The sequence below is a fragment of the Crossiella sp. S99.2 genome (genome assembly GCF_023094165.1).
Lineage (GTDB): Bacteria > Actinomycetota > Actinomycetes > Mycobacteriales > Pseudonocardiaceae > Crossiella.
Genome location: NZ_JALMDK010000004.1, coordinates 1 through 24,553, shown reverse-complemented (window position 1 = coordinate 24,553; position 24,553 = coordinate 1). Strand labels below are relative to the sequence as shown.

Here is a 24,553-nt window from a genome sequence, read left to right as displayed (position 1 = left end):
GACCGAACTCGGACCCCGGTCTCAGGGCTGGTCGCTCTTTTCCGGATCGCACAACGCGCCGGCACCCAGTTCTCCTCAGCGCCCGCCCGGTCAACCTTCGCGCGCTTCTTCCTTGGAAGCCCTCCACATCACGGCTTGCCCGCCACTGCTTTTCTCGTCCCACCGCTGTCTTCCTTCACCACGACTTTCCCACCCAGCCGTCGCCCCGAGCCCGCCGTCATCTCCGCTCGCCTGCCCGCCGGTCCTGCCCGCCCCGCCTATTTACCTGCCCCGCCTACTTGCCCGCCCCGCCTACCTGTCTGTCTCGCTAGCCTGCTTCGTCCGCCTGCCGCTGCTCGCACCCTGCCGCCGCTTCCCGCGCCACTACGCGCCTGTCACCACCGTCTTTCGCTGCGGCTCCCGACCAAGATCCCAGCCGCCTTCCGTCGCCACATCCCCACGACCGTCCCCAACCATCACTCCCCAACCGCAGCCCGCCGCCGCGCTGGCGCTCGCAACCCGCTGTCAGCCCCCTGCCTGCCCCAACCGCAGCCCATTGCAGCCCTGTCGTTCGCAACCCGCCGCCGACCCTGCCTGCCTCCAACCCAGCCCCTGCCCTGCCCCCAACCCAGCTCCTGCCGCAGCTCTCTGGGCCCCCAGCCCCCTCCCACGCCCAACCCCAGCAGCTCCCGCCAACCCCCAGAAAACCCTCGCCCTCGCCTGCCCTCTCACAATCGCCCGCGCGCGAGGGGGACCCCCCATTTCCAATCTATCCAACACCCCCGGGAATTCTGCAAATCGTCAATCCACAGGCTCCAGTTATCCACAACCCGCAGCTCAGTTCGCTAACAGTGAAATCAGCCAACGCCCTCCCCAAATACCCACCTTCGTGTGACGGATTCTGGTCAAGACGTCCGCATCGAATATGGCAGCATCAATGCCATGCCCCACCTCCCCGCATTCCTCGCCCTCACTCTCGGTGCCCTCGTCGGCACCTTCGCCGGAACCTCCGCCCGCGCCCTGCTCCGCAGACTTCCCCGCGGAACAGCCCTCCCGCCGCCCTGGCTCGTCCCGACCACCGCCGTGCTGACCGCGATCCCCGCCGGGCTCGCCGGCGCCGGCCTGCTGAGCTGGGCCTGGCTGCCGGTTCCGGTCATGCTCGCGTGGCTGGCCGTCCCACTGGCGGCTGTCGACCTCCGCCACCGACGGCTGCCCGACCTGTTCACGCTCTCCGCGGTGCCGGTGTTCGCGGCCCTGATCACGCTGGCCGCCGTGCTCGGACCGGATGGTGGGATGGCGGTACGGGCGGGACTGGGCGCGGCCTTGTTCTTCCTCACACACCTCGCGGTGCACCTGATCAGCCCAGGCTCACTCGGGGCCGGTGACGTGAAACTGTCCGCCAGTGTGGGTGGGCTGGCTGCCGCGGTGTCCTGGCCTGCGCTGATCGTTGTCACCGTGCTGGCGGGAGTGGTGACCGTGATCGCTGATCTTGTGCGGCGACTACGGGTGCGGGCGCCGCCCGTGCACCGCGGGGTGCCGCACGGGCCGGGGCTGCTGGCCGCGACCTGGCTGGTCACGGTTCTGGCGGGGCAGGGCGGAGTCCTGGGCTAGTGGGCTGACATGGCAGGATCGTGTCGTGTTGCGCTGGATCACTGCTGGGGAATCACACGGACCGGCCCTGGTCGCCGTGTTGGAAGGTCTGCCCGCCGGAGTGGAGGTCACCACGGGGGAGTTGGCCACCCAGCTCGCCCGGCGGCGACTCGGCCACGGCCGTGGGGCCCGGATGAAATTCGAGGCTGACGAGGTCGAGTTCCTCGGCGGTGTCCGCCACGGACGCAGCCAGGGCGGGCCGGTCGCGGTCCGTATCGGCAATTCGGAGTGGCCACGCTGGGACAAGGTCATGGCCGCCGATCCGGTTGATCCGGAGGAGCTGGCCAACCTGGGGCGCAACGCACCCCTGACCCGGCCCCGGCCCGGCCACGCTGATCTGCCCGGCATGCTCAAGTACGGCTTCGACGACGCGCGGCCGGTGCTGGAACGCGCCAGCGCCCGGGAGACCGCGGCGCGCACCGCGCTCGGCACCGTGGCCAAGGCGTTCCTGAAGCAGGCGCTCGGCGTTGACGTGCTCAGCCACGTCATCTCCATCGGCACCGTCGCCGCGCCCGCCGGGGTGCTGCCCACGCCCGCTGACCTGGAAGCTGTCGACGCCAGTCCGGTGCGGGCCTTCGACGCTGCGGCCGGCGAAGCCATGGTCGCCGAGGTCGACGAGGCGAAGAAGGACGGCGACACCCTGGGCGGGGTGGTCGAGGTGCTGACCTACGGGCTGCCGCCGGGTCTCGGCTCGCACGTGCACTGGGACCGACGGCTGGACTCGCGGCTGGCCGGTGCGCTGATGGGCATCCAGGCCATCAAGGGTGTCGAGGTCGGTGACGGCTTCGAGACCGCCCGGCGGCGAGGCAGCCAGGCGCACGACGAGATCGAACCGGGCAGTGGACCGTCCGGAGTGAACCGCAGGTCGAACCGAGCTGGCGGACTGGAAGGAGGCATCACCAACGGCGAGATCCTTCGTGTGCGCGCCGCGATGAAGCCGATCTCCACCGTCCCCCGCGCCCTGGCCACGGTGGACACCGCGACCGGCGAACCCGCGGTGGCCATCAGCCAGCGCTCCGACGTGTGTGCGGTCCCGGCGGCCGGTGTGGTCGCCGAGGCCATGGTCGCCCTGGTGCTGGCCGACGCGGTGCTGGAGAAGTTCGGCGGTGACTCCGTCGAGGAGACCCGGCGCAACGTCGAGTCCTACCTCAAGGCCCTGGAGAACCGCCGGTGAGCCCACGAGCGGTGGTCGTCGGACCGCCCGGATCAGGCAAGAGCACGGTCGGCGAGCTGTTGGCCCAACGGCTCGGGCTCGGCTTCCAGGACACCGACACCCTGGTGGAGAAGACCGCGGGCAAGGCGGTCTCGGAGATCTTCACCACCGACGGCGAACCGGTGTTCCGGCGGCTGGAGGAGCAGGCCATCGCGGCCGCGCTCACCGAGCACGACGGGGTGCTGTCCCTGGGCGGCGGCGCGGTGCTGTCCGAGCGCACCCGGGCACTGCTGGCCGAGCAGACCGTGGTGTTCCTCAACGTCGGCATGGCCGAAGGCGTGCGGCGCACCGGGTTGTCCACGGCGCGGCCGTTGCTGGCGGGGGTCAACCCGCGGGCCACGTTCAAGGCGTTGCTGGACGCGCGGCTGCCGCTGTACCGGGAGGTCGCCACGGTGGAGGTGGCCACCGACGCGCTGACCCCGGACGAGGTCGTCACCGCGGCGCTCGGCGGCCTGGCCACGAGCACGGCCGCACCGGCAGCAGGCGACTCGGTTGCGGGCGACCCGGCAACGGGCGGCCTGATGGCAGGCGACTCGGGTGCGGGCGGCGCGGCGGCGGGCAGCTCGGTTGCAGGTGAACCGGCAGCCGGTGGTCCGGCAGCGGATGGCCCGGCAGTCAGTGGCCCGGCAGCGGGCGGCTCGGTTGCGGGCGGCACGGCGGCAGGCGGCGCGGGAGCAGGCAGCGCGGCGCAGGCGCGGATTGAGGAAGGGACACGATGACCGAGCCGGTGCGGATCCGGGTGGACAGTGGCGCGCCCTACGACGTGATCGTCGGGCGAGGGCTGCTGGGCGAGTTGGTGGAGACGTTGCGCGGGGTGGGCAAGGCGGCCATCGTGCACCAGCCCACGCTCGCCGAGACCGCCGAGACCGTGCGCGCGGAACTGGCCGCGGCCGGGGTCGACGCGCATCGCGTCGAGGTTCCCGACGCCGAGGACGGCAAGGCGCTGGGTGTGGCCGCCTTCTGCTGGGAGGTGCTGGGCAAGATCGGGCTGGACCGGACCGGGGTCGTCATCGGCCTCGGGGGCGGGGCCGTGACCGACCTGGCCGGGTTCGTCGCGGGCACCTGGATGCGTGGGGTGCGGGTCGTGCACGTGCCGACCACGCTGCTCGGCATGGTGGACGCTGCGGTCGGCGGCAAGGCCGGGATCAACACCGACGCGGGCAAGAACCTGGTCGGGGTGTTCCACGAGCCCACCGCGGTGCTGGTCGACCTGGCCACCCTGGACGGGTTGCCGCGCAACGAACTGGTCGCCGGGATGGCCGAGGTCGTCAAGGGCGGGTTCATCGCCGATCCGGTCATCCTCGATCTGATCGAGGCCGATCCGCAGGTCGCGCTCGACCCGGCCGGGGACGTGCTGGCCGAGCTGGTGCGGCGCAAGATCCAGGTCAAGGCGGATGTGGTGTCGGCCGACCTCAAGGAGTCCTCCTTGCGGGAGGTGCTCAACTACGGGCACACCCTGGCGCACGCCATCGAGCGGCGGGAACGCTACCGGTGGCGGCACGGGGCCGCGGTCAGCGTCGGACTGGTGTTCGCCGCCGAACTGGCGCGGGCCGCCGGGCGGCTGGACGATGCCACTGTGGACCGGCACCGCAGCGTGCTCCAGTCCCTCGGCCTGCCGGTGAGCTACGACGCCGATGCCTTCCCCCAGCTCATGGAGGGCATGCGCGGGGACAAGAAGAACCGGGCCGGGCTGCTGCGGTTCGTGGTGCTCGACGGGCTGGCCAAACCGGGCAGGCTCGAAGGACCCGACCCGAGCCTGCTCGCCGCGGCCTACTCGGCGATCGCCAAGGACGACACCGCCGCCGGGGGAGTGCTGCTGTGAACGTGCTCGTGCTCAACGGCCCCAACCTCGGCAGGCTCGGCACCCGCGAACCCGCCGTGTACGGCAGCACCACGCACGACGACCTGATCGCGCTCTGCCTGCGCACCGGCGCGGAACTGGGCATCGAGGTCGAGGTGCGGCAGACCGACCACGAAGGCCAGATGCTGGAGTGGCTGCACGAGGCCGCCGACGCGCGGACACCTGTGGTGCTCAACGCCGGGGCCTGGACGCACTACTCGATCGCGGTGCGGGACGCCTGTGCCGCGCTCACCGCGCCACTGGTCGAGGTGCACATCTCCAACGTGCACAAGCGCGAGCAGTTCCGGCACCACAGCTACCTCTCCGAACTGGCCGCCGGGGTGATCGTCGGACTGGGTGTGGACGGCTACGCGCTGGCGTTGCGATGGTTGGCCGGCAAGGCATGAGCCTGCCGGTCCTGCGCACCGACCGCCTCGTGCTCCGGCCGCTCACCGCCGGTGATGAGGAACGCCTGGTCACCGCGTTCGCCGGGGAAGGACTGGACGGGTCGCCCTACACTTCGGTCGACCTGGCCGACCCGGAGGCGTTGCGGGCGCTGCTGACCATGAACCTGGTCGAGCAGCGCACCGATGGGCTGGGGCACTGCGTGTTCGAGGTCGACGGGGTGGCCGCCGGATTCGGGCACCTGTCCGCCTTCCGGCAGTTCCCGCCGCCGTTCCTGTCCATGGGCTGGGCGATCGGCGGCGGCTACCGCGGCAAGGGACTGGCCACCGAGGCGGTGCAGGCACTGCTCCAGCACGCGCACGACACAGTGGGGGCGCCCGCGGTGTGGGCGCTGATCCACCCGGACAACCTGCCCAGCAAGCGGGTGGCCGAGCGGGCCGGGTTCGTCAACGTCGGCTGGCAGGAGAAGCTCGGCCAGTCGGTGGAGGTGCACGTGTCGCTGCGGGCCAGCCGCGCCCAGCCTCGCCGACTGGTGCGGACCTGAAAGAGGGTGCTGGTGCGGAGCCGAAAGAGGGTGCTGGGGCGGAGCGGACCGAGGGCATTGGCGCGGAGCGGGCCGAGGGCAGGGAGCTGCGCGGGCCGGGGGCACGGAGCTGAGTGGGCTGATGGCGTGGAGCTGAGCTGACCGAGTGTGCTGGTGAGGAGCTGAGCGATGGTGGCGACGCTGCTGCGGACCCGGCGACTGGTGTTGCGGCCGCTGGAATTGGCCGATGTGCCGCGGCTGGCCGAGGTGTTCGCCGATCCGGACACCTCGCGCTGGCTCGGGCGGGATCTGTCCCGGCCCGAGGCGGTGCGGGAGTGGGCCGAGGAGCGGACCTCGGCCGGATATCCCGAAGGCATGGGGTATCTGACCTTCCTGCTCGACGGCGCCGTCATCGGTTACGGGCACCTGCGGCCCTCGCACGAACTGCCCGCGCCCGCGGTGGAGACCGGCTGGTCCATCGGGCGGGCGCACTGGGGACTGGGGCTGGCGGGGGAGGCGGCGCGGGCGTTGCTGGACCACGGGTTCGAGGGCTTGGGGTTACCCGCGGTGTGGGCATTGGTGCGACCGGAGAACGCGCCGAGTTTGCGGCTGGCCGGGCGGCTCGGGTTCGTCGAGGTGGCCTCGGGGGTGCACTACGGGGCTGAGCACCGGGTGCTGGTCCGGCTGGGGGAGAACACGCCCCGAGCGGGTGCGCTGTCCCGGCGCTGACCGGCGGGAACGAAGCCGTGGGCGGGCCGGAACCGGGCTGTGGCAGGCCGCGGCGGGCGCCGTGGTCAGGCCGGGTCGGGTGGCTGGGTGGCCGGGGTTTGCGGGCGGCGGCCGAGCAGGGCGCCCAGTAGGGCCGGGCCGGCGATCAGCAGGGCGGTGAAGGCGGCGCCGCCGGTCATCGCGGTGCCCAGGGACTCCAGGCCGGTGGCGTCTACCAGGGTGGATTGGGCCAGGACGCCCAGGAGGCCGGCTATCGGGCCTGCCAGCAGGCCGGTGTAGAACCAGGTCATCGCGCAGGCCGGTCTGCGGCGGCCGTCGACCGTGCCCCAGGCCAGGACCAGGGCGACCAGGAAACCCAGGGTGAGCGTCTGGGTCAGGGTGGTGGCCGGGGGGTTGTAGACGCGGATGGCGGCCACCGCGGTCTGCGCGGCGGCGTGCAACACCGCCAGCACCAAGCCCCGCCACACCCAGCTCCGCATGAGGGCGCACAGTATCGGTCGGGCCCCGTAGGCTCCACTCATGCCCGAGTCGCACGCCCGTCGTCGTGCTGCCCTGCGCGCTGAACTGCGCGCCCGGCGGTTGGACGCCATGCTGGTCACCAACCTGCTCAACGTTCGCTACCTCACCGGGTTCACCGGGTCCAACGCCGCCCTGCTGGTCTCGGCCGCGGATGAGGCCGCGGACGAACGCGGCACCGTCTTCTGCACCGACGGGCGCTACCTCACCCAGTCCGCGGCCCAGGTCCCCGACCTGGAGCGGCTGATCGAGCGGCCCTGCGACGTGGCCTTGCTCACCGGCGTCCCTGGCGGGCGGGTCGGATTCGAGAGCCACCACGTGACCGTGGACGGGTTCGACCTGCTGGCGGCGGCCGGCGAACGGGTCGAGCTGGCCAGGGCGCCGAAGCTGGTCGAGCAACTGCGGCTGGTCAAGGACGAGGACGAGGTGGAGGCGCTGCGGATGGCCTGCGCGGCCGCCGACCGGGCCCTGGCCGACCTCATCTCGCACGGTGGGCTGCGGCCCGGCCGCACCGAGAAGGAGGTGGGGCGCGAACTGGAGGACCGGATGGCCGAACACGGCGCCGCCGGACCCTCCTTCGAGACCATCGTGGCCGCCGGAGCCAACTCCGCGGTGCCGCACCACCGGCCCACCGACGCCGTGCTGATCACCGGTGACCTGGTCAAACTCGATTTCGGCGCCCGGGTCGGCGGCTACCACTCCGACATGACCCGCACCCTCGTGCTGGGCCGGGCCGCGGACTGGCAGCGGGAGCTGTACGACCTGGTCGCGGCCGCGCAGGCAGCCGGGCGGGAGGCGCTCGCGCCGGGGGTCGAGGTCGCCGCGGTGGACGCCGCGGCGCGCGCGGTGATCGAGGCCGCGGGGCACGGCGAACGCTTCCTGCACGGCCTCGGCCACGGCGTCGGACTCGAGATCCACGAGGCTCCGAGCCTGTCCAAGCTCGGCGTAGGTACACTGACCGCCGGCATGGCGGTCACCGTCGAACCTGGCGTGTACCTGTCCGGTCGGGGTGGCGTCCGCATCGAGGACACGCTCGTGGTGCGCGAGGGCGCGCCCGAGCTGCTCACCCTGACCACCAAGGATCTCGTGGTCGTCTAGCCGCACGAACCTCGTTCACGACAACAGGAGAACCCACCACCGTGGCCACGACCAACGACCTCAAAAACGGACTGGTGCTGAAGATCGAGGACCAGCTCTGGACGGTCGTCGAGTTCCAGCACGTCAAGCCGGGCAAGGGCCCCGCGTTCGTGCGGACCAAGCTCAAGCACGTGCTGACCGGCAAGGTGGTGGACAAGACCTTCAACGCGGGTGTGAAGGTCGAGACCGCCACTGTCGACCGCCGTGAGATGACCTACCTCTACCGCGACGGCGAGCAGTTCGTCTTCATGGACCTGGACACCTACGACCAGATCCCGGTCGAGGAGGTGACCGTTGGCGACGCGGCCAAGTACCTGCTGGAGAACGCCAACGCCATGGTCGCCTCGCACGAGGGATCGCCGCTGTTCGTGGAGCTGTCCGCCTCGGTCGAGCTGATCATCCAGCACACCGACCCCGGCCTGCAGGGCGACCGCTCCACCGGCGGGACCAAGCCCGCCATCCTGGAGACCGGCGCGGAGATCCAGGTCCCGCTGTTCGTCTCCACCGGCGAGAAGGTCAAGGTGGACACCCGGGACGGGCGTTACCTCGGTCGCGTCAACTCCTGATGGGCGCCAGGAGCAAAGCCCGCAAACGCGCGGTCGACGTCCTCTTCGAGGCCGACCAGCGCGACCTCGACCCGGTCACGCTGCTCTCCGGCCGGGTCGGCTCGCCCGACGTGCCGCCGGTCAACGACTACACGGTCACCCTGGTGGAAGGCGTCACCAGTCACCGTGACCGCATCGACGAACTGATCATCGAGCACTCCGAGGGCTGGTCGCTGTCCCGGATGCCCGCGGTCGACCGCGCGGTGCTGCGCCTGGGCCTGTTCGAGCTGCTGTGGGCCACCGATGTGCCGGACGCGGTCGCCATCGACGAGGCGATCGAACTCGCCAAGGCGCTGTCCACCGACGATTCGCCGCGCTTCGTCAACGGGGTGCTCGGCCGGATCGCCGGGATCGCCGATCACCTGCGCGCGGCCAACAACGGCTGAGCCGCAGGAACAACGGAACACAGACCGCGGGGCGTCCCTGATCAGGGGGCGCCCCGCGGTGTTGTCAGCTGTGCAGGGGGAGGCGCGCTGATCGGGGGCCGCGGCGGGGGAGGGACCTCACCGCGGCCGGAACTCCGAAAACACTGGACTGCCTGGGTTGGTGGGTGGTTCCACGACAACCACCCACCCGCCTTGCTCAGTCTTCCTTGGCCGGACGGGCCTCGGGCGGCAGCACGCCCCAGTCGATCAGCTGTTCGGTCAGCTCACCGGGGGACATGTCGTAGATGATGGCCAGCGAGCGCAGGTCCTCGGTGCGGATGGAGAGCACCTTGCCGTTGTAGTCCCCGCGCTGGCTCTGGATGGTGGCCGCGTACCGGGCCAGCGGCCCGACTTTCTCCGCTGGTAGTTGCTGCAACCGCTCCAGATTGATCACGATCTTGGTGGCCGGCTCGGCGCCCGAGGGCACCCGGCCCTCCGGCAGCAGTTCCGCCACCGGGACGCCGTAGAAGTCGGCCAGTTCTGCCAGTTTCTGCACCGTGACGGCCCGGTCCCCGCGCTCATAGGAGCCGACGACAACGGCCTTCCAGCGACCGCCCGACTTCTGCTCCACGCCATGCAGGGACAGGCCCTGCTGCTGGCGGATCGCGCGGAGCTTGGCACCCAGCGCCTTGGCGTAGTCGCCCATGTGGCGGTTCTCCGTTCGTTCGCCCCGTCAGCCGGTACCACTTACCGCGGGGAAAGCTCAGATCAATACGGAGAGTAATGGTTACTCGTCGAAGTCACCAGGTCAAGCTGATCTCGTTGCGGCATGCGGGCGAGCGGGGCGCAACCACCCGGATGGTTGACCCTTCGCACGTCATCGCCCCAGTTGAGCGGGCAGTAACCAGTCCTGTGTCAGCCCGTGAGCAAGTTGGTGACGGCGTGTCGTTCACCCTGCGGTCATTCGGGTGACGACCGGTCTTAGCCCGTTGGCTCCTCGTGCCCGCCAGAGTTCGATAACACATCTAGACCACTTCGAAGGAGGATGCATGCGGCTACCACTGCGTCGCTCGGCGGGGGCGATCGCTGCGGCGATCGGGCTACTGCTCACCGCGATCTCACCCGCCGCCGCGGTCGACCCCGCGCCCAAGGTGCTGGTCATCGGCATCGACGGGCTGCTGGTCTCCCGGATCGCCGACGCCACCGCGCCCACCCTGCAGGGACTCCAGCGCACCGGCACGGAGGCGCGCAGCCTGCTCTACGCCAACCCGATGGCCGCCACCTCCTCCGGCCCCGGCTGGTCCACCATCCTCACCGGCACCTGGCCCGACCAGCACGGCGTCAAGGAGAACTCCTTCGCCGGCAACCGCCTCGCCGAGTATCCCGACTGGCTCAGCCGGGTTGAAGCCGCCGATCCGGGCAAGGACACCTGGGCCGCGATGGACTGGAAGCCCATCGGCGACCGCATCATCGGCGACAAGATCGACACCAAGATCGTCCTCGATGGCGACCGGGACGGGTACGTCGCGCACGACGCCACCATCGTCCAGCGCGCCGAAGCGCACCTGAAGAACGACAAGGCGGACGCCTCCTACGTCTACCTCGGCCAGCAGGACATCGTCGGGCACAACAAGGGCGCGGCCAGCCCCGAGTACCTGGCCGAACTGGCCCGGATGGACGGCTACGTCAAGCGACTCCTGGACGCCGTGGCCGCGCGCAGCAGCCGCGCGGCGGAGAAGTGGCTGGTCATGCTCACCACCGACCACGGGCACACCCCCGGCGGCGGCCACGGCGGACCCAGCCTGGACGAGCGCTCCACCTTCATCCTGGCCACCGGCGACGGCGTGCCCGCCGCCAAGCCCCGCACCACCCGCCTGGTGGACCTCGCGCACACCGCGCTCACCCACCTCGCCGTCACCCCCGACGCCAAGCTGGCAGGACGCTCGCTGTTCGCGCCGGTCACCGACCCGTTCGAGACCGCCCAGCTCAAGCCCGCGCAGACGGAGAACATCCCGGCCTCGGTGCTCGGCTGGACCCAGCAGGTGCCCAGCGGCTGGAGCGTGGACAACGCGGCCCAGCCCGGCGGCGGCGTGCCCGAGTGGCGGGGCTGGACCCTGACCACCGACGCGTTCTGGTCCTCCGCGCAGACCGGGCAGAACCGGGAGACCTTCGTCCGCGGCCGCGGCGTGATCGCGGTCGCCGACTCCGACGAGTGGGCCGACACCACCGATGCCACCGGCAAGAAGTTCGACTCCACCCTCTGGACCCCGGCCGAGGGCGGGACCGGCGGCAAGCTCCGGGTCGACCTCACCCACTACTACCGGCAGGAAGGCGGCCAGCTCGCCCAGCTTCTTCTGCAGGTTGACGGCGGCACGCCGGTCGAGGTCCGGAAGTGGACCGCGGACACCCCCGGTGGGCGGGAATCAGTGACCGTGCCACTACCCAGCGGCGCGAAAAACGCCCGGATCGGGCTACGACTGGCCGGGGTGAACAACTGGTACTGGGCGGTAGACGAGGTTTCTGTCACTCGGCAGCCCTGAAACTACTGATGGGGACCGGCGGTGCTTCGCTGGTCCCCGTCTTGTTTGTTACCGTGCGGACACATCCTTTAAGGACCCGTCCCGTGAGGCGGAGAAGGAGGTCATCCTCGTGCCACGCCCCGAGCGGGGTGGCGCGGCGGATCCGGCCGGAGAGCGTGAACTGCTCTCGGTCGGCGATGTCGCGCGCACCATCGCCCGCATGGCCCACCAGGTCATCGAGAAAACCGCGCTGGACGCCGCGGGCAGCGCGCCCGTCGCCCTGCTCGGCATCCACACCCGCGGCGCGCCCCTGGCCCGCAGGCTCGCCGAACGCATCGCCGACTTCAGCGGCGTCGAGGTCGAGCTGGGCTCCCTGGACGTCACGCTCTACCGCGACGACCTGCGCCGCCGCCCCAACCGTCCGCTGGAACGCACCCGGCTGCCCGAGACCGGCATCGACGACCACCTGGTGATCCTGGTCGACGACGTGCTCTTCTCCGGCCGCACCATCCGGGCCGCCCTGGACGCGTTGCGCGACCACGGCCGCCCCGCCGCCGTGCAACTGGCCGTGCTCGTCGACCGCGGCCACCGCGAACTGCCCATCCGGGCCGACTACGTCGGCAAGAACGTGCCGACCTCCCGCAGCGAGGAGGTCGCCGTGCTGCTGTCCGAAGTGGACGGACGGGACGCGGTCGTGCTGCGCCGGAGCGAAGAAGGAGACCCCCAGCGGTGAAGCACCTGCTGACCACCGCGACGCTGGAACCGAGCTGGGCCACCACGCTGCTCGACACCGCCGCGGAACTCAAGAAGACCTTGCTGGGCCGCGAGGTCCGCAAACTGCCCACCCTGCGCGGGCGCACCGTGCTCACCCTGTTCTACGAGAACTCCACCCGCACCAGGGTCTCCTTCGAGGTCGCGGGCAAGTGGATGAGCGCCGACGTGGTCAACGTCTCGGCCAGCGCCTCCTCGGTGAACAAGGGCGAATCCCTGCGCGACACCGCGCTCACCCTCTCCGCCATCGGCGCGGACTGCGTGATCATCCGGCACCCGGCCTCCGGCGCCGCGCACCGGCTGGCGACCTGGCTGGAGGGCACCGGCACCGCGGTGATCAACGCCGGTGACGGCATGCACGAACACCCCACCCAGGCGCTGCTGGACGCCGCCACGCTGCGCGAGCGGCTCGGCGACCTGGCGGGCAAGCGGATCGGGATCGTCGGCGACCTGCTGCACAGCCGGGTCGCCCGCTCCAACGTGCACCTGCTGCGCACCCTCGGCGCCGAGGTCGTCCTGGTCGCCCCGCCCACCCTGGTGCCGGTCGGGGTCGAGCAGTGGGGCGTGCCGGTCAGCTACGACCTGGACGCCGAACTGCCCGCGCTGGACGCGGTCATGCTGCTGCGGGTGCAGGCCGAACGCATGCACGGCGGTTACTTCCCCTCCGCCAAGGAATATTCGATCGCTTACGGCCTCAACGAGGCCCGACTGCGGATGCTGCCCGAACACGCGGTCGTGCTGCATCCCGGTCCGATGCTGCGCGGCATGGAGATCGCCTCCGCGGTCGCCGACTCGCCCCGCGCGGCCATCACCGACCAGGTCAGCAACGGAGTGCACATGAGGATGGCGGTTCTGTACCACCTGCTGGCCGGAGAGGAGGCTGTCGCGTGACCACCCTGATCAAGGGCGCCCGGCTCTACGGCGCGGGCGAACCCGTGGATGTGCTCATCCGCGACGGTGTCATCGAGACCATCGGCGCCGACCTGAGCGCCGAGGGCGCCGAGGTCGTCGAGGCGCAGGGCCAGGTGCTGCTGCCCGGTTTCGTCGACCTGCACGTGCACCTGCGCGAACCCGGCCGCGAGGACACCGAGACCATCGCCACCGGCTCCGCCGCGGCCGCGCTCGGCGGCTACACCGCGGTCTTCGCCATGGCCAACACCGACCCGGTCGCCGACAACGCGCTCATCGTCGAACACGTCTACGCCGAGGGGAAGCGGGTCGGCCTGGTCGACGTGCACCCGGTCGGCGCGGTCACCGTCGGCCTGGCCGGCACCAAACTCGCCGAACTCGGCACCATGGCCAAATCCAAGGCGAACGTGCGGATGTTCAGCGACGACGGGCACTGCGTGCACGACCCGCTGATCATGCGCAGGGCGCTGGAGTACAGCAAGGCACTGGACGCGGTGATCGCCCAGCACGCCGAGGAGCCCCGGCTCACCGTCGGCGCGCAGGCCCACGAAGGGGAGAACGCGGCCCGGCTCGGCCTCCAGGGCTGGCCCGCCGCGGCCGAAGAGTCCATTGTGGCCCGTGACTGCCTGCTCGCCCAGCACGCCGGGGCGCGCCTGCACATCTGCCACGTCTCCACCGCGGGGACCGTGGACGTGCTGCGCTGGGCCAAGAACCGCGGCACCCAGGTCTCGGCCGAGGTCACCCCGCACCATCTGCTGCTCACCGACGACCGCCTGGACACCTTCGACCCGGTCAACAAGGTCAACCCGCCCCTGCGCGCCGCCTCCGACGCCGAAGCGCTGCGGCAGGCCCTGGCCGAGGGTGTGCTGGACTGCGTGGCCACCGACCACGCCCCGCACGCGGTGCAGGACAAGGACTGCGAGTGGGCCGCCGCCCGCCCCGGCATGCTCGGCCTGCAGACCGCGCTGTCGGTGGTCGCGCGGACCATGGTGGAGACCGGGTTGCTGGACTGGCGCGGCGTGGCCAGGGTGATGAGTGAACGCCCCGCCGCCATCGCCGGACTGCCCGACCAGGGCCGTCCGCTGGCGCAGGGCGAACCGGCCAACCTGGTGCTCGTCGACCCCGAGGCCCGCTGGACCGTGCGCGGCCGTGAGTTCGCCAGCATCGCCGCCAACACCCCCTTCGAAGGCATGGAGCTGCCCGCCAGGGTCGTGCTCACCATGCTGCGCGGCGAGATCACCGCCGCCGACGGGAAGGCGCGCACCTGATGCGGATCCTGCTCACCCTGGCCATGATCGCGCTGATCCTGTTGTGCGCCTACGGCATGCTGCACGGCTGGCGCAAGCGCTCCCGCCGTCAGGCCGCCGAACTGCCCCCGTTCCCCGCCGTCCCGGCCGGACTGTCCACAGTGGAACCACTGCTGCCGCCGGAGACCGGCGTCTACGTCGGCACCACCGCGGCGGAGAACTGGGTCGACCGCATCACCGTCGCCGACATCGGCCACCGCGCCGAGGCCACGGCCACCCTCTACCCCGAGGGACTGCTCCTCGACCGCATCGGCGCCAGTCCACTGTGGATCGACGCCGGCACGATCCGCGACGCCCGCACCGCACGCGGGCTGGCCGGCAAGGTCGTCGGGAACAACGGACTGCTGGTGATCACCTGGGCACACGGGGAACACCTGCTGGACACCGGTTTCCGCGGTGACGACAAAACCGGCTACTCCGACTGGATCGCCGCAATCACGCAAAGGAAGGCAGCGCAATGAGTCCGCGTAACGCCGCCGTGCTCGTGCTGGAAGACGGCAGAACCTTCCGTGGCGAGGCCTACGGCGCCACCGGCGCCTCGCTGGGCGAGGTCGTCTTCTCCACCGCCATGACCGGCTACCAGGAAACCCTCACCGATCCGTCCTACCACCGGCAGATCGTGGTGCAGACCGCGCCGCAGATCGGCAACACCGGCTGGAACGACGAGGACGACGAGTCCAGCCGGATCTGGGTCGCCGGGTACGTCGTGCGCGACCCCGCGCGGACCCCGTCCAACTGGCGCTCCACCCGCTCCCTGGACGAGGAGCTGGTCAACCAGCACATCGTCGGCATCGCCGGGGTGGACACCCGCACGCTGACCCGGCACATCCGGGACCGCGGCGCCATGCGCGCCGGGATCTTCTCCGGCGCCGAACTCGCCGACACCGAGGCGCTCATCCAGCGGGTCCGCCAGGCCCCCGCGATGGCCGGCGCCGACCTGGCCGGGGACGTCACCACCGCGCAGACCTACGTGGTCCCGGCGCTGGGTGCGAAGAAGTTCACCGTGGCCGCCCTGGACCTGGGCATCAAGGCCAACACGCCGCGGATGATGTCCGCCCGCGGCATCGAGACGCACGTGCTGCCACTGGGTTCCGGGATCGAGGACATCCTCGCGCTCAACCCGGACGGGGTGTTCCTGTCCAACGGGCCCGGCGACCCGGCCACCGCCGAACACGCCGTCGCGGTCACCCGCGAGGTGCTGCGCCGCAAGCTGCCGCTGTTCGGCATCTGCTTCGGCAACCAGATCCTCGGCCGCGCCCTGGGCCGCGGCACCTACAAGATGCGCTACGGGCACCGGGGCATCAACATCCCGGTCATCGACGTGGCCACCGGCAAGGTCGCCATCACCGCGCAGAACCACGGCTTCGCCGTCGAGGGCACCCCCGGCGAGCGGTTCGACTCCGAGTTCGGCGCGGCGATGATCAGCCACTACTGCCCCAACGACGACACCGTGGAAGGCCTGCGCGCACTCGACGTGCCCGCCTTCAGCGTCCAGTACCACCCCGAGGCCGCGGCCGGACCACACGACGCGGCCCCGCTCTTCGACGAGTTCGTGAACCTCATGGCCGACAAGGACGGGAACAACTGATGCCGAAACGCACCGACATCAAGCACGTCCTGGTGATCGGGTCCGGCCCGATCGTCATCGGCCAGGCCTGCGAGTTCGACTACTCCGGCACCCAGGCGTGCCGGGTGCTGCGGGAGGAGGGCCTGCGCGTCTCGCTGGTCAACTCCAACCCGGCCACCATCATGACCGACCCGGAGTTCGCCGACGCCACCTACGTCGAGCCGATCACCCCGGAGTTCGTGGAGAAGGTCATCGCCAAGGAACGCCCGGACGCGATCCTGGCCACCCTGGGCGGGCAGACCGCGCTCAACACCGCCATCGCGCTGCACGAGCGCGGCACCCTGGACAAGTACCAGGTCGAGCTGATCGGCGCCGACATCGACGCCATCCAGCGAGGTGAGGACCGGCAGAAGTTCAAGGACATCGTCGCCTCCATCGGCGGCGAGACCCCGCGCAGCCGGGTCTGCAACACCATGGACGAGGTCCGCGCCACCGTCGCCGAACTCGGCCTGCCGGTCGTCATCCGGCCCTCCTTCACCATGGGCGGCCTGGGCTCGGGCATGGCGCACACCCAGGACGAGCTGGAACGCCTGGCCGCCACCGGCCTCGCGGAGAGCCCGGTCACCGAGGTGCTCATCGAGGAGAGCGTGCTCGGCTGGAAGGAGTACGAACTCGAACTCATGCGCGACCACCGGGACAACGTGGTCGTCATCTGCTCCATCGAGAACATCGACCCGATGGGCGTGCACACCGGCGACTCGGTCACCGTCGCCCCCGCGATGACCCTGACCGACCGCGAATACCAGCACATGCGCGATGTCGGCATCGACGTGCTGCGCGCGGTCGGTGTGGAGACCGGCGGCTGCAACATCCAGTTCGCCATCCACCCGCAAACCGGCCGCATGGTCGTCATCGAGATGAACCCCCGGGTGTCCCGGTCCAGCGCGCTGGCCTCCAAGGCCACCGGCTTCCCGATCGCCAAGATCGCCGCCAAGCTGGCCATCGGCTACACCCTGGACGAGATCCGCAACGACATCACCAAGGAGACTCCGGCCTCCTTCGAGCCGACCCTGGACTACGTGGTGGTCAAGGTCCCCCGGTTCGCCTTCGAGAAGTTCCCCGGCGCCGACCCCACGCTGACCACCACCATGAAGAGCGTCGGCGAGGCCATGTCCATCGGCCGCAACTTCACCGAGGCCCTCGGCAAGGCCCTGCGCTCGATGGAGACCAAGGCCGCCGGGTTCTGGACCCGCCCCGACCCGGACAACGCCACCCTGGCCGAGACCCTGCGGAAGCTGGAACGCGGCCACGACGGGCGGCTCTACACCGTCGACCTCGCGCTGCGCCTGGGCGCCACCGTCGAGCAGGTGCACGAGGCCTCCGGCATCGACCCCTGGTTCGTCGACCAGATCGCCTCCCTGGTCGAACTGCGCGCGGAGATCCTGGCCGCGCCGGTGCTCGACGAGCCGCTGCTGCGCCGGTCCAAGCGGGCCGGGCTCTCCGACCGCCAGATCGCCGCGCTGCGCGACGAACTGGCCGGTGAGGACGGGGTGCGCACCCTGCGGCACCGGCTCGGTGTGCGGCCGGTCTACAAGACGGTGGACACCTGCGCCGCCGAGTTCGCCGCGCAGACCCCGTACCACTACTCCGCCTACGAGCTGGACCCCGACGCCGAATGCGAGGTCGCGCCCCAGCCGGATCGGCCCAAGGTGCTCATCCTGGGCTCCGGGCCCAACCGGATCGGCCAGGGCATCGAGTTCGACTACTCCTGCGTGCACGCCGCGCTCGCCCTGCGCGAGGCCGGCTACGAGACCGTCATGGTCAACTGCAACCCGGAGACCGTCTCCACCGACTACGACACCTCCGACCGGCTCTACTTCGAGCCGCTCACCTTCGAGGACGTCTTGGAAGTGGTGCACTCCGAGCAGCGCTCCGGCACCGTGGCCGGGGTGATCGTGCAGCTGGGCGGGCAGACCCCGCTCGGCCTGGCGCAGAAGCTCACCGACGCCGGCGTGCCGGTGGTGGGCACCCCGGCCGGGGCCATCCACCTGGCCGAGGACCGCGGCGCCTTCGGCGACGTGCTGGTCGGCGCCGGCCTGCCCGCGCCCAAGTACGGCACCGCGACCAGCTTCGTCGGCGCGAAGAAGATCGCCGACGAGATCGGCTACCCGGTCCTGGTGCGGCCCTCCTACGTGCTCGGCGGGCGCGGCATGGAGATCGTCTACGACGAGCAGTCCCTGGCCGGCTACATCGCCCGCGCCACCGAGGTCAGCCCCGAACACCCGGTGCTGGTGGACCGCTTCCTCGACGACGCCATCGAGATCGACGTGGACGCGCTCTGCGACGGCGCCGAGGTCTTCCTGGGCGGCGTGATGGAGCACATCGAGGAAGCAGGCATCCACTCCGGCGACTCCGCCTGCGCGCTGCCGCCGATCACCCTGGGCCGCACCGACATCGAGGCGGTCCGCCGCTCCACCGAGGCCATCGCCCGCGGCATCGGCGTGCGCGGCCTGCTCAACGTGCAGTACGCGCTCAAGGACGACGTGCTCTACGTCCTGGAGGCCAACCCGCGCGCCTCCCGCACCGTCCCGTTCGTCTCCAAGGCCACCGCGGTGCCCCTGGCGAAGGCGGCGGCCAGGGTGATGCTCGGCGCGAAGATCTCCGAACTGCGCACCGAGGGCATGCTGCCGGCCACCGGCGACGGGGCCGAACTGCCCGCCGACGCGCCGGTCGCGGTCAAGGAGGCCGTGCTGCCCTTCCACCGCTTCCGTACCCCCGAGGGCAAGGGCGTGGACTCGCTGCTCGGACCGGAGATGAAGTCCACCGGCGAGGTCATGGGCATCGACACCTCCTTCGGCAAGGCCTTCGCCAAGTCCCAGGCCGCCTCCTACGGCTCCCTGCCCACCAGCGGCAAGGTGTTCGTCTCGGTGGCCAACCGGGACAAGCGGGCCATGGTCTTCCCGATCAAGCGACTGGCCGACCTCGGGTTCGAAATCCTTGCCACCGAGGGCACCGCCGAGGTGCTCCGGCGCAACGGCATCCCGTGCACGGTCGTGCGCAAGCACTTCGAGGAGCGCGGCGAGGCCGTCGGCGGCGACATCGTCGACCTCATCAACGCCGGCGGCGTGGACATGGTCATCAACACCCCCTACGGCAACTCCGGGCCGCGCATCGACGGCTACGAGATCCGCACCGCCGCGGTCGCCAAGGACATCCCCTGTATCACCACCGTGCAGGGCGCTGCCGCCGCCGTACACGGCATCGAGGCCCTCATCAGGGGCGATATCGAGGTCCGGCCGCTGCAGGCGCTCCAGGCGGCGCTCAAGGACGCCCGGTGAACGCGAGCTTCGGCGCGCGGCTGAGCACAGCGGTCTCCGCCAGGGGACCGCTGTGCGCGGGCATCGACCCGCACCCCGGCCTGCTCGCCGACTGGGGCCTGACCGCCGACGTGGCCGGCCTAGAGCGCTTCGCGCTGACCGCGGTGGAGGCCCTGGCCGGCGAGGTGGCCGTGCTCAAACCGCAGGCCGCGTTCTTCGAGACCTACGGCTCCCGGGGCATGGCAGTACTCGAACGGGTGATTGCGGAGGGCCGGGCGGCGGGCGCGCTGGTGCTCGTGGACGCCAAACGGGGCGATATCGGGTCCACGATGGCCGCCTATGCCGCCGCATATCTGACCGAAGGTTCACCTTTGGCGGGTGACGCGGTGACACTTTCGCCGTATTTGGGATTCGGTTCTCTGGACCCGGCCGTGCGCGCGGCGACGGAAAACGGCAGAGGAATTTTCGTGCTCGCGCTCACATCCAACCCGGAGGCGCGCACCGTCCAGTCCGCCCGGACCGCGGACGGAAAAACGATCTCACAGTCCATTGTGGACTCGGCGGCGGAGGTCAACTCCGGGGCCGATCCACTGGGTGGGATCGGCGTGGTCATCGGGGCCACCGTCGGCCGTCACGGACTGGAGTTGTCGCAGCTCAACGGCCCTATTCTGGCGCCGGGCTACGGTGCGCAGGGGGCCGGCCCGGCCGAGTTGAAGGCGGTGTTCGGGGACGCGCTGCCGCACGTCCTGCCGGCCAGTTCGCGGGACATTCTGAAGCACGGACCGGACGTCGCAGCACTTCGCGGGGCTGTGCGCCGGACCCAGCGGGATGTGGCCGCGCTGTCCTCCGTGTGACCTACAAGATCGGGGCGACCAACCGCGGCGGGTGGCGTCAACCCGGTCTGAGCTGGTAGTAGTTGCGGCCGGTGCCAGATGCGGCCGACGAGAACGGCGTCCCGAACTGGGGTACGAAACCAGGCCGGAACCGAAAATTTTCGAAGGACGACATCGAACCAAGTCCGTCGCGAGAACGACGACCCGGCGCACGGGATTCAGCCCCCAGGCTGATTTCCGGCGGAGGACGGGCCTACTCCAGCACCACTCGGCGTAGAGAATCCGGACCCGCGTTGTGCCGAGTCGGAAGCCCTCGGTACGGTCGCGGCACCTTTCCTAGAGGACACCCCACATACGGAGGAATAACGTGGCCCTTCCCCAGCTGACCGAGGAGCAGCGGGCCGCAGCGTTGGAGAAGGCGGCTGCGGCTCGTCGTGCCCGCGCGGAGCTCAAGGAGCGCCTCAAGCGCGGCGGCACCAACCTCAAGGACGTGCTCAAGGCCGCGGAGACCGACGAGGTCCTGGGCAAGATGAAGGTCTCGGCCCTTCTTGAGGCCCTTCCCGGCGTTGGCAAGGTTCGCGCCGCTCAGATCATGGAGCGGTTGGAGATCGCGGCGAGTCGTCGTCTTCGTGGACTCGGTGACCGGCAGCGCAAGGCGCTGCTGACCGAGTTCAGCGCCGAGTGACCGACTCAACAACCACGAGGGGCCGGCTGGTAGTACTGGCCGGCCCTTCGGGCGTCGGTAAGAGCAGCGTGGTCGGGCGGCTGCGCAAGATCATGCCCGGCTTGTGGTTCAGCGTGTCCGCCACCACCAGGGCCCCGCGCCCCGGCGAGGAGGACGGCCGCGACTACCACTTCGTCACCCCGGCCGAGTTCGACCGGATGATCGCCGGGAACGAACTGCTGGAGTGGGCCGAGATCCATCGCGGCACCCACCGCTCCGGCACCCCCCGCGGCCCCGTCGAGCAGCGGCTTTCCGCAGGTGAGCCCATTCTCGTCGAGGTCGACCTGCAGGGCGCGCGGGCCATCAGGGCCGCCGCGCCCGAGGCGGTCCAGGTCTTTCTGGCCCCACCCAGCTGGGAGGTGCTCGTCGGCCGCCTAGTTGGTCGCGGCACCGAACCGGAGCACGTGGTGCGCCGCCGGCTGGACACCGCCCGGGAGGAACTGGCCGCCAAGGACGAGTTCGACGTGGTGATCGTCAACCACGACGTGCAACGGGCCGCCGAGGACTTGGTAACCTTGTTGACCGGCACTGATACTCATCCGGTGCGCAACACGACCGCAGGAGCATGCGAGTGAGCATCCCCACTGAGCTGGGTGTCCTGGCCGAACCGGCCAACACCCCGCTGGGCATCACCAACCCGCCGATCGACGACCTGCTCGAGAAGGTCAGCTCGAAGTACGCGCTGGTGATCTACGCCGCGAAGCGGGCCCGCCAGATCAACGACTACTACGCGCAGCTCGGCGAGGGCCTGCTCGAGTACGTCGGACCGCTGGTGGAGCCGGGCGCGCGGGAGAAGCCGCTGTCCATCGCCATGCGCGAGATCCACGCCGGTGTGCTCGAACACACCGAAGGCGAGTGAGTTCCACCCCAGCAGAGCACCGGCCGCGGGTCGTGCTCGGCGTAGGTGGCGGGATCGCCGCCTACAAAGCCTGTGAGGTCCTGCGCAGGCTGACCGAGTCCGGCCACGCGGTGCGCGTGGTGCCGACCGAGGCGGCACTCCGCTTCGTCGGCGCCGCCACCTTCGAGGCACTCTCCGGGCAACCGGTGGCCACCGGCGTGTTCACCGACGTGCCCGAGGTCCCGCACGTGCGCATCGGGCAGACCGCCGACCTGGTCGTCGTCGCCCCCGCCACCGCGGACCTGATGGCCAAGGCCGCCGCCGGCATGGCCGACGACCTGCTCACCGGCACGCTGCTCACCGCGCGCTGCCCGGTGCTGATGGTCCCCGCCATGCACACCGAGATGTGGGAACACCCGGCCACCCAGGCCAACGTGGCCACCCTGCGCTCCCGCGGCGTGATCGTCGCCGAACCCGCTTCCGGGCGGCTGACCGGCAAGGACACCGGCAAGGGCCGGCTGCCCGAGCCCAGCGAGATCGTGGCGCTGGCCACCCTGCTGCTGGAGCGCCCGGACGCGCTGCCGCGCGATCTCACCGGCCAGCGCGTGGTGATCTCCGCGGGCGGCACCCGCGAACCCCTCGACCCGGTCCGGTACCTGACCAACCGGTCCTCCGGCAAACAGGGCTACGCCCTGGCCAGGGTCGCCGCCCAGCGCGGCGCCCAGGTCACCCTGGTCTCCACCGTCACCGGCGGGATCCTGAGCGACCCGGCCGGGGTCGAGGTGATCCCGGCGAGCACCGCCGACCAGCTCCGCGAGGCCGTGCTCAGTGCCGCTGAGCAGGCAGACGTGGTGGTCATGGCCGCCGCCGTCGCCGACTTCCGACCGGCAGAGTTCGTGGATCACAAAATTAAGAAAACCGAAGGTTCCGAGCCACAGCCGCTTGAACTCCGGCGAAACCCTGACATCCTGGTGGAGCTGGTCAAGGGACGACGTCCGGGTCAACTGGTCGTCGGGTTCGCCGCGGAGACTGGAGATCCAGGCGGCGACGTGCTCGACCACGCACGAGCGAAGCTCGCCCGCAAGGGTTGCGACCTGCTGGTCGTCAACGCGGTGGGCGACGGCAAGGCCTTCGAGGTCGAGCACAACCAGGGATGGCTGCTCACGGCAGACGGCGCAGAGGCGCCCATCCCACAGGGCTCGAAAGCCCGGTTCGCGTCCACAGTGTGGGACGCGATCCTGCGGCTTTCCCGCTCTGACCGCCTGTGAGCCATGCTCTGGGCACCCCCAACTAAGCTACTTAGCCGTACCTAACTTGTCTCCAGGGGAGAACCGTGAGCCAGAACAGCCGTCTCTTCACCAGTGAGTCCGTGACCGAAGGGCACCCGGACAAGATCTGCGACGCCATCAGCGACTCGATCCTCGACGGTCTGCTGTCCAAGGACCCGCGCAGCCGGGTCGCGGTGGAGACGCTCATCACCACTGGCCAGGTGCACGTCGCGGGCGAGGTGACCACCGAGGCCTACGCCGACATCCCGACCATCGTGCGGGAGAAGATCCTGGAGATCGGCTACGACTCCTCGGCCAAGGGCTTCGACGGCCACTCCTGTGGCGTGAACGTGGCGATCGGCTCGCAGTCCCCGGACATCGCGCAGGGCGTGGACACCGCGCACGAGTCGCGGGTCGAGGGCACCGAGGACGAGATCGACAAGCAGGGCGCCGGCGACCAGGGCCTGATGTTCGGCTACGCCAGCACCGACACCCCGGAGCTGATGCCGCTGCCGATCGCGCTGGCGCACCGGCTCTCCCGCCGCCTGACCAAGGTCCGCAAGGACGGCGTGCTGCCCTACCTGCGTCCCGACGGCAAGACCCAGGTCACCATCGAGTACGCCGGTGACCGCCCGGTCCGCCTGGACACCGTGGTCGTCTCCAGCCAGCACGCCGCCGACATCGACCTGGAGCAGATGCTCGCCGTCGACATCCGCGAGCAGGTCGTGCTGCCCGAGCTGGCCGGCCTGGACATCGACACCAGCGACGTCCGCCTGCTGGTCAACCCCACCGGCCGCTTCGTCATCGGCGGCCCCATGGGCGACGCCGGCCTGACCGGCCGCAAGATCATCGTCGACACCTACGGCGGCATGGCCCGCCACGGCGGCGGCGCCTTCTCCGGCAAGGACCCGTCGAAGGTCGACCGCTCCGCCGCCTACGCTATGCGCTGGGTCGCCAAGAACGTCGTCGCGGCCGGCCTGGCCACCCGCGCCGAGGTCCAGGTCGCCTACGCCATCGGCAAGGCCGCCCCGGTGGGCCTGTTCGTGGAGACCTTCGGCACCGAGAAGGTCGACCCGGAGAAGATCCAGCAGGCCATCACCCAGGTCTTCGACCTCCGCCCGGCCGCCATCATCCGCGACCTGGACCTGCTCCGCCCGATCTACGCCCCGACCGCCGCGTACGGCCACTTCGGCCGCACCGACCTGGACCTGCCGTGGGAGCGCACCGACCGCGCCGACGCCCTCAAGGCCCTCCTGGTCTGAGCTTGACCACAGCGAACGGCCGGGCCGCCCACGGGCAGCCCGGCCGTTCACTGTGCCCGGCGTGTTGGCCGATCTCGTACGCCGAGTTGGCCCAAGTGGTACGCCACGTTGGCCCAACTGGGACGCCGAGTTGGCCCAAGTCGGCGGACGGCGGTCCGTGACGGCCACCGTGGCGTACAAGTTCGGCCACCGTGGCGTATGACGTGCCCCGAAAAATCCGGACTCGACCCAAAAGGAAAATATCACGCCGCCGACTGGTTCACAAACCACCCGGCC

General features: G+C 70.6%; 24 protein-coding genes and 1 pseudogene. 23 read left to right on the top strand and 2 right to left on the bottom strand.

Features of this window, described 5'->3' with window-relative positions; translation table 11 throughout:
- Positions 1–921: 921 nt before the first annotated feature.
- The 7 genes and pseudogenes from MZC64_RS15855 to MZC64_RS15825 all read left to right on the top strand — a co-directional run bounded on the left by MZC64_RS15855 (position 922) and on the right by MZC64_RS15825 (position 6,339).
- Entirely contained in the window at positions 922–1,590 is a 669-nt protein-coding gene (locus tag MZC64_RS15855) for an A24 family peptidase (RefSeq protein WP_247757472.1), read from the top strand.
- 25 nt (positions 1,591–1,615) lie between these two features.
- A complete protein-coding gene (gene aroC / locus MZC64_RS15850) occupies positions 1,616–2,803 on the top strand; it encodes a chorismate synthase (RefSeq protein WP_247757471.1) in 1,188 nt (395 codons plus the stop codon).
- Positions 2,800–3,315: pseudogene (locus MZC64_RS15845) on the top strand (shikimate kinase); the annotation flags it as partial. The gene aroC and the pseudogene MZC64_RS15845, both read left to right, overlap by 4 nt.
- A gap of 242 nt (positions 3,316–3,557) precedes the next feature.
- Positions 3,558–4,664: a 3-dehydroquinate synthase gene (aroB, locus tag MZC64_RS15840; RefSeq protein WP_247757470.1), complete on the top strand. Its 1,107-nt coding sequence runs from the start codon at positions 3,558–3,560 to the stop codon at positions 4,662–4,664.
- The gene (gene aroQ, locus MZC64_RS15835; RefSeq protein ID WP_185007011.1) at positions 4,661–5,089 is read left to right on the top strand and encodes a type II 3-dehydroquinate dehydratase; all 429 of its coding nucleotides are present in this window, start codon (positions 4,661–4,663) and stop codon (positions 5,087–5,089) included. The genes aroB and aroQ overlap by 4 nt, the downstream gene beginning before the upstream one ends.
- Complete coding sequence (locus MZC64_RS15830; RefSeq protein ID WP_247757469.1) at positions 5,086–5,631, top strand: GNAT family N-acetyltransferase; 546 nt, start codon at positions 5,086–5,088, stop codon at positions 5,629–5,631. The genes aroQ and MZC64_RS15830 overlap by 4 nt, the downstream gene beginning before the upstream one ends.
- 168 nt (positions 5,632–5,799) lie before the next feature.
- Positions 5,800–6,339: a GNAT family N-acetyltransferase gene (locus MZC64_RS15825; protein WP_247757468.1), complete on the top strand. Its 540-nt coding sequence runs from the start codon at positions 5,800–5,802 to the stop codon at positions 6,337–6,339.
- Positions 6,340–6,404: 65 nt separating this feature from the next.
- On the opposite strand, the gene MZC64_RS15820 is transcribed toward MZC64_RS15825, so the two are convergent.
- Positions 6,405–6,818, bottom strand: coding sequence for a B-4DMT family transporter (locus tag MZC64_RS15820; RefSeq protein ID WP_247757467.1), 414 nt, complete (start codon positions 6,816–6,818; stop codon positions 6,405–6,407).
- Positions 6,819–6,858: 40 nt separating this feature from the next.
- Here MZC64_RS15820 and MZC64_RS15815 point away from each other — a divergent pair, with 40 nt between their 5' ends.
- Genes MZC64_RS15815 through nusB form a run of 3 tightly spaced genes read left to right on the top strand, consistent with a single transcriptional unit; the run spans position 6,859 to position 8,983 of the window.
- On the top strand, positions 6,859–7,953 hold the full coding sequence (locus MZC64_RS15815) for a Xaa-Pro peptidase family protein (RefSeq protein WP_247757466.1): 1,095 nt from the start codon (positions 6,859–6,861) through the stop codon (positions 7,951–7,953).
- Positions 7,954–7,994: 41 nt separating this feature from the next.
- On the top strand, positions 7,995–8,558 hold the full coding sequence (gene efp / locus MZC64_RS15810; protein WP_247757465.1) for an elongation factor P: 564 nt from the start codon (positions 7,995–7,997) through the stop codon (positions 8,556–8,558).
- Entirely contained in the window at positions 8,558–8,983 is a 426-nt protein-coding gene (gene nusB, locus MZC64_RS15805) for a transcription antitermination factor NusB (protein WP_247757464.1), read from the top strand. The genes efp and nusB overlap by 1 nt, the downstream gene beginning before the upstream one ends.
- Positions 8,984–9,179: 196 nt before the next feature.
- Here nusB and MZC64_RS15800 read toward each other — a convergent pair whose 3' ends face one another.
- On the bottom strand, positions 9,180–9,668 hold the full coding sequence (locus MZC64_RS15800; RefSeq protein ID WP_016698573.1) for a transcriptional regulator: 489 nt from the start codon (positions 9,666–9,668) through the stop codon (positions 9,180–9,182).
- A gap of 343 nt (positions 9,669–10,011) precedes the next feature.
- Between MZC64_RS15800 and MZC64_RS15795 the strand changes: the two genes are divergently transcribed.
- The 13 genes from MZC64_RS15795 to metK all read left to right on the top strand — a co-directional run bounded on the left by MZC64_RS15795 (position 10,012) and on the right by metK (position 24,277).
- Positions 10,012–11,502 (top strand): alkaline phosphatase family protein, encoded by a 1,491-nt coding sequence (locus MZC64_RS15795; RefSeq protein WP_247757463.1) that lies wholly within the window; start codon positions 10,012–10,014, stop codon positions 11,500–11,502.
- 103 nt (positions 11,503–11,605) lie between these two features.
- The gene (gene pyrR / locus MZC64_RS15790; protein ID WP_308301036.1) at positions 11,606–12,214 is read left to right on the top strand and encodes a bifunctional pyr operon transcriptional regulator/uracil phosphoribosyltransferase PyrR; all 609 of its coding nucleotides are present in this window, start codon (positions 11,606–11,608) and stop codon (positions 12,212–12,214) included.
- Entirely contained in the window at positions 12,211–13,143 is a 933-nt protein-coding gene (locus MZC64_RS15785; RefSeq protein WP_247757462.1) for an aspartate carbamoyltransferase catalytic subunit, read from the top strand. The genes pyrR and MZC64_RS15785 overlap by 4 nt, the downstream gene beginning before the upstream one ends.
- Positions 13,140–14,429 carry a dihydroorotase gene (locus MZC64_RS15780; protein ID WP_247757461.1) on the top strand — a complete coding sequence of 430 codons (1,290 nt, stop codon included), beginning with the start codon at positions 13,140–13,142 and terminating at the stop codon, positions 14,427–14,429. Before MZC64_RS15785 ends, MZC64_RS15780 begins: the two co-directional genes overlap by 4 nt.
- Complete coding sequence (locus MZC64_RS15775) at positions 14,429–14,929, top strand: transporter (protein ID WP_247757460.1); 501 nt, start codon at positions 14,429–14,431, stop codon at positions 14,927–14,929. The genes MZC64_RS15780 and MZC64_RS15775 overlap by 1 nt, the downstream gene beginning before the upstream one ends.
- Entirely contained in the window at positions 14,926–16,056 is a 1,131-nt protein-coding gene (gene carA / locus MZC64_RS15770) for a glutamine-hydrolyzing carbamoyl-phosphate synthase small subunit (protein WP_247757459.1), read from the top strand. The genes MZC64_RS15775 and carA overlap by 4 nt, the downstream gene beginning before the upstream one ends.
- Positions 16,056–19,373, top strand: coding sequence for a carbamoyl-phosphate synthase large subunit (carB, locus tag MZC64_RS15765; protein WP_247757458.1), 3,318 nt, complete (start codon positions 16,056–16,058; stop codon positions 19,371–19,373). The genes carA and carB overlap by 1 nt, the downstream gene beginning before the upstream one ends.
- Positions 19,370–20,206, top strand: a complete 837-nt coding sequence (gene pyrF, locus MZC64_RS15760; RefSeq protein ID WP_247757457.1) for an orotidine-5'-phosphate decarboxylase — start codon at positions 19,370–19,372, stop codon at positions 20,204–20,206. Before carB ends, pyrF begins: the two co-directional genes overlap by 4 nt.
- A 346-nt stretch (positions 20,207–20,552) precedes the next feature.
- Complete coding sequence (mihF, locus tag MZC64_RS15755) at positions 20,553–20,870, top strand: integration host factor, actinobacterial type (RefSeq protein ID WP_247757456.1); 318 nt, start codon at positions 20,553–20,555, stop codon at positions 20,868–20,870.
- On the top strand, positions 20,867–21,484 hold the full coding sequence (gene gmk, locus MZC64_RS15750) for a guanylate kinase (RefSeq protein ID WP_247757455.1): 618 nt from the start codon (positions 20,867–20,869) through the stop codon (positions 21,482–21,484). Before mihF ends, gmk begins: the two co-directional genes overlap by 4 nt.
- The gene (gene rpoZ, locus MZC64_RS15745) at positions 21,481–21,768 is read left to right on the top strand and encodes a DNA-directed RNA polymerase subunit omega (protein ID WP_086789245.1); all 288 of its coding nucleotides are present in this window, start codon (positions 21,481–21,483) and stop codon (positions 21,766–21,768) included. Before gmk ends, rpoZ begins: the two co-directional genes overlap by 4 nt.
- A complete protein-coding gene (coaBC, locus tag MZC64_RS15740; RefSeq protein WP_247757454.1) occupies positions 21,765–23,015 on the top strand; it encodes a bifunctional phosphopantothenoylcysteine decarboxylase/phosphopantothenate--cysteine ligase CoaBC in 1,251 nt (416 codons plus the stop codon). The genes rpoZ and coaBC overlap by 4 nt, the downstream gene beginning before the upstream one ends.
- 65 nt (positions 23,016–23,080) lie before the next feature.
- Positions 23,081–24,277, top strand: coding sequence for a methionine adenosyltransferase (metK, locus tag MZC64_RS15735; protein WP_247757453.1), 1,197 nt, complete (start codon positions 23,081–23,083; stop codon positions 24,275–24,277).
- The last annotated feature ends 276 nt before the right edge of the window (positions 24,278–24,553 follow it).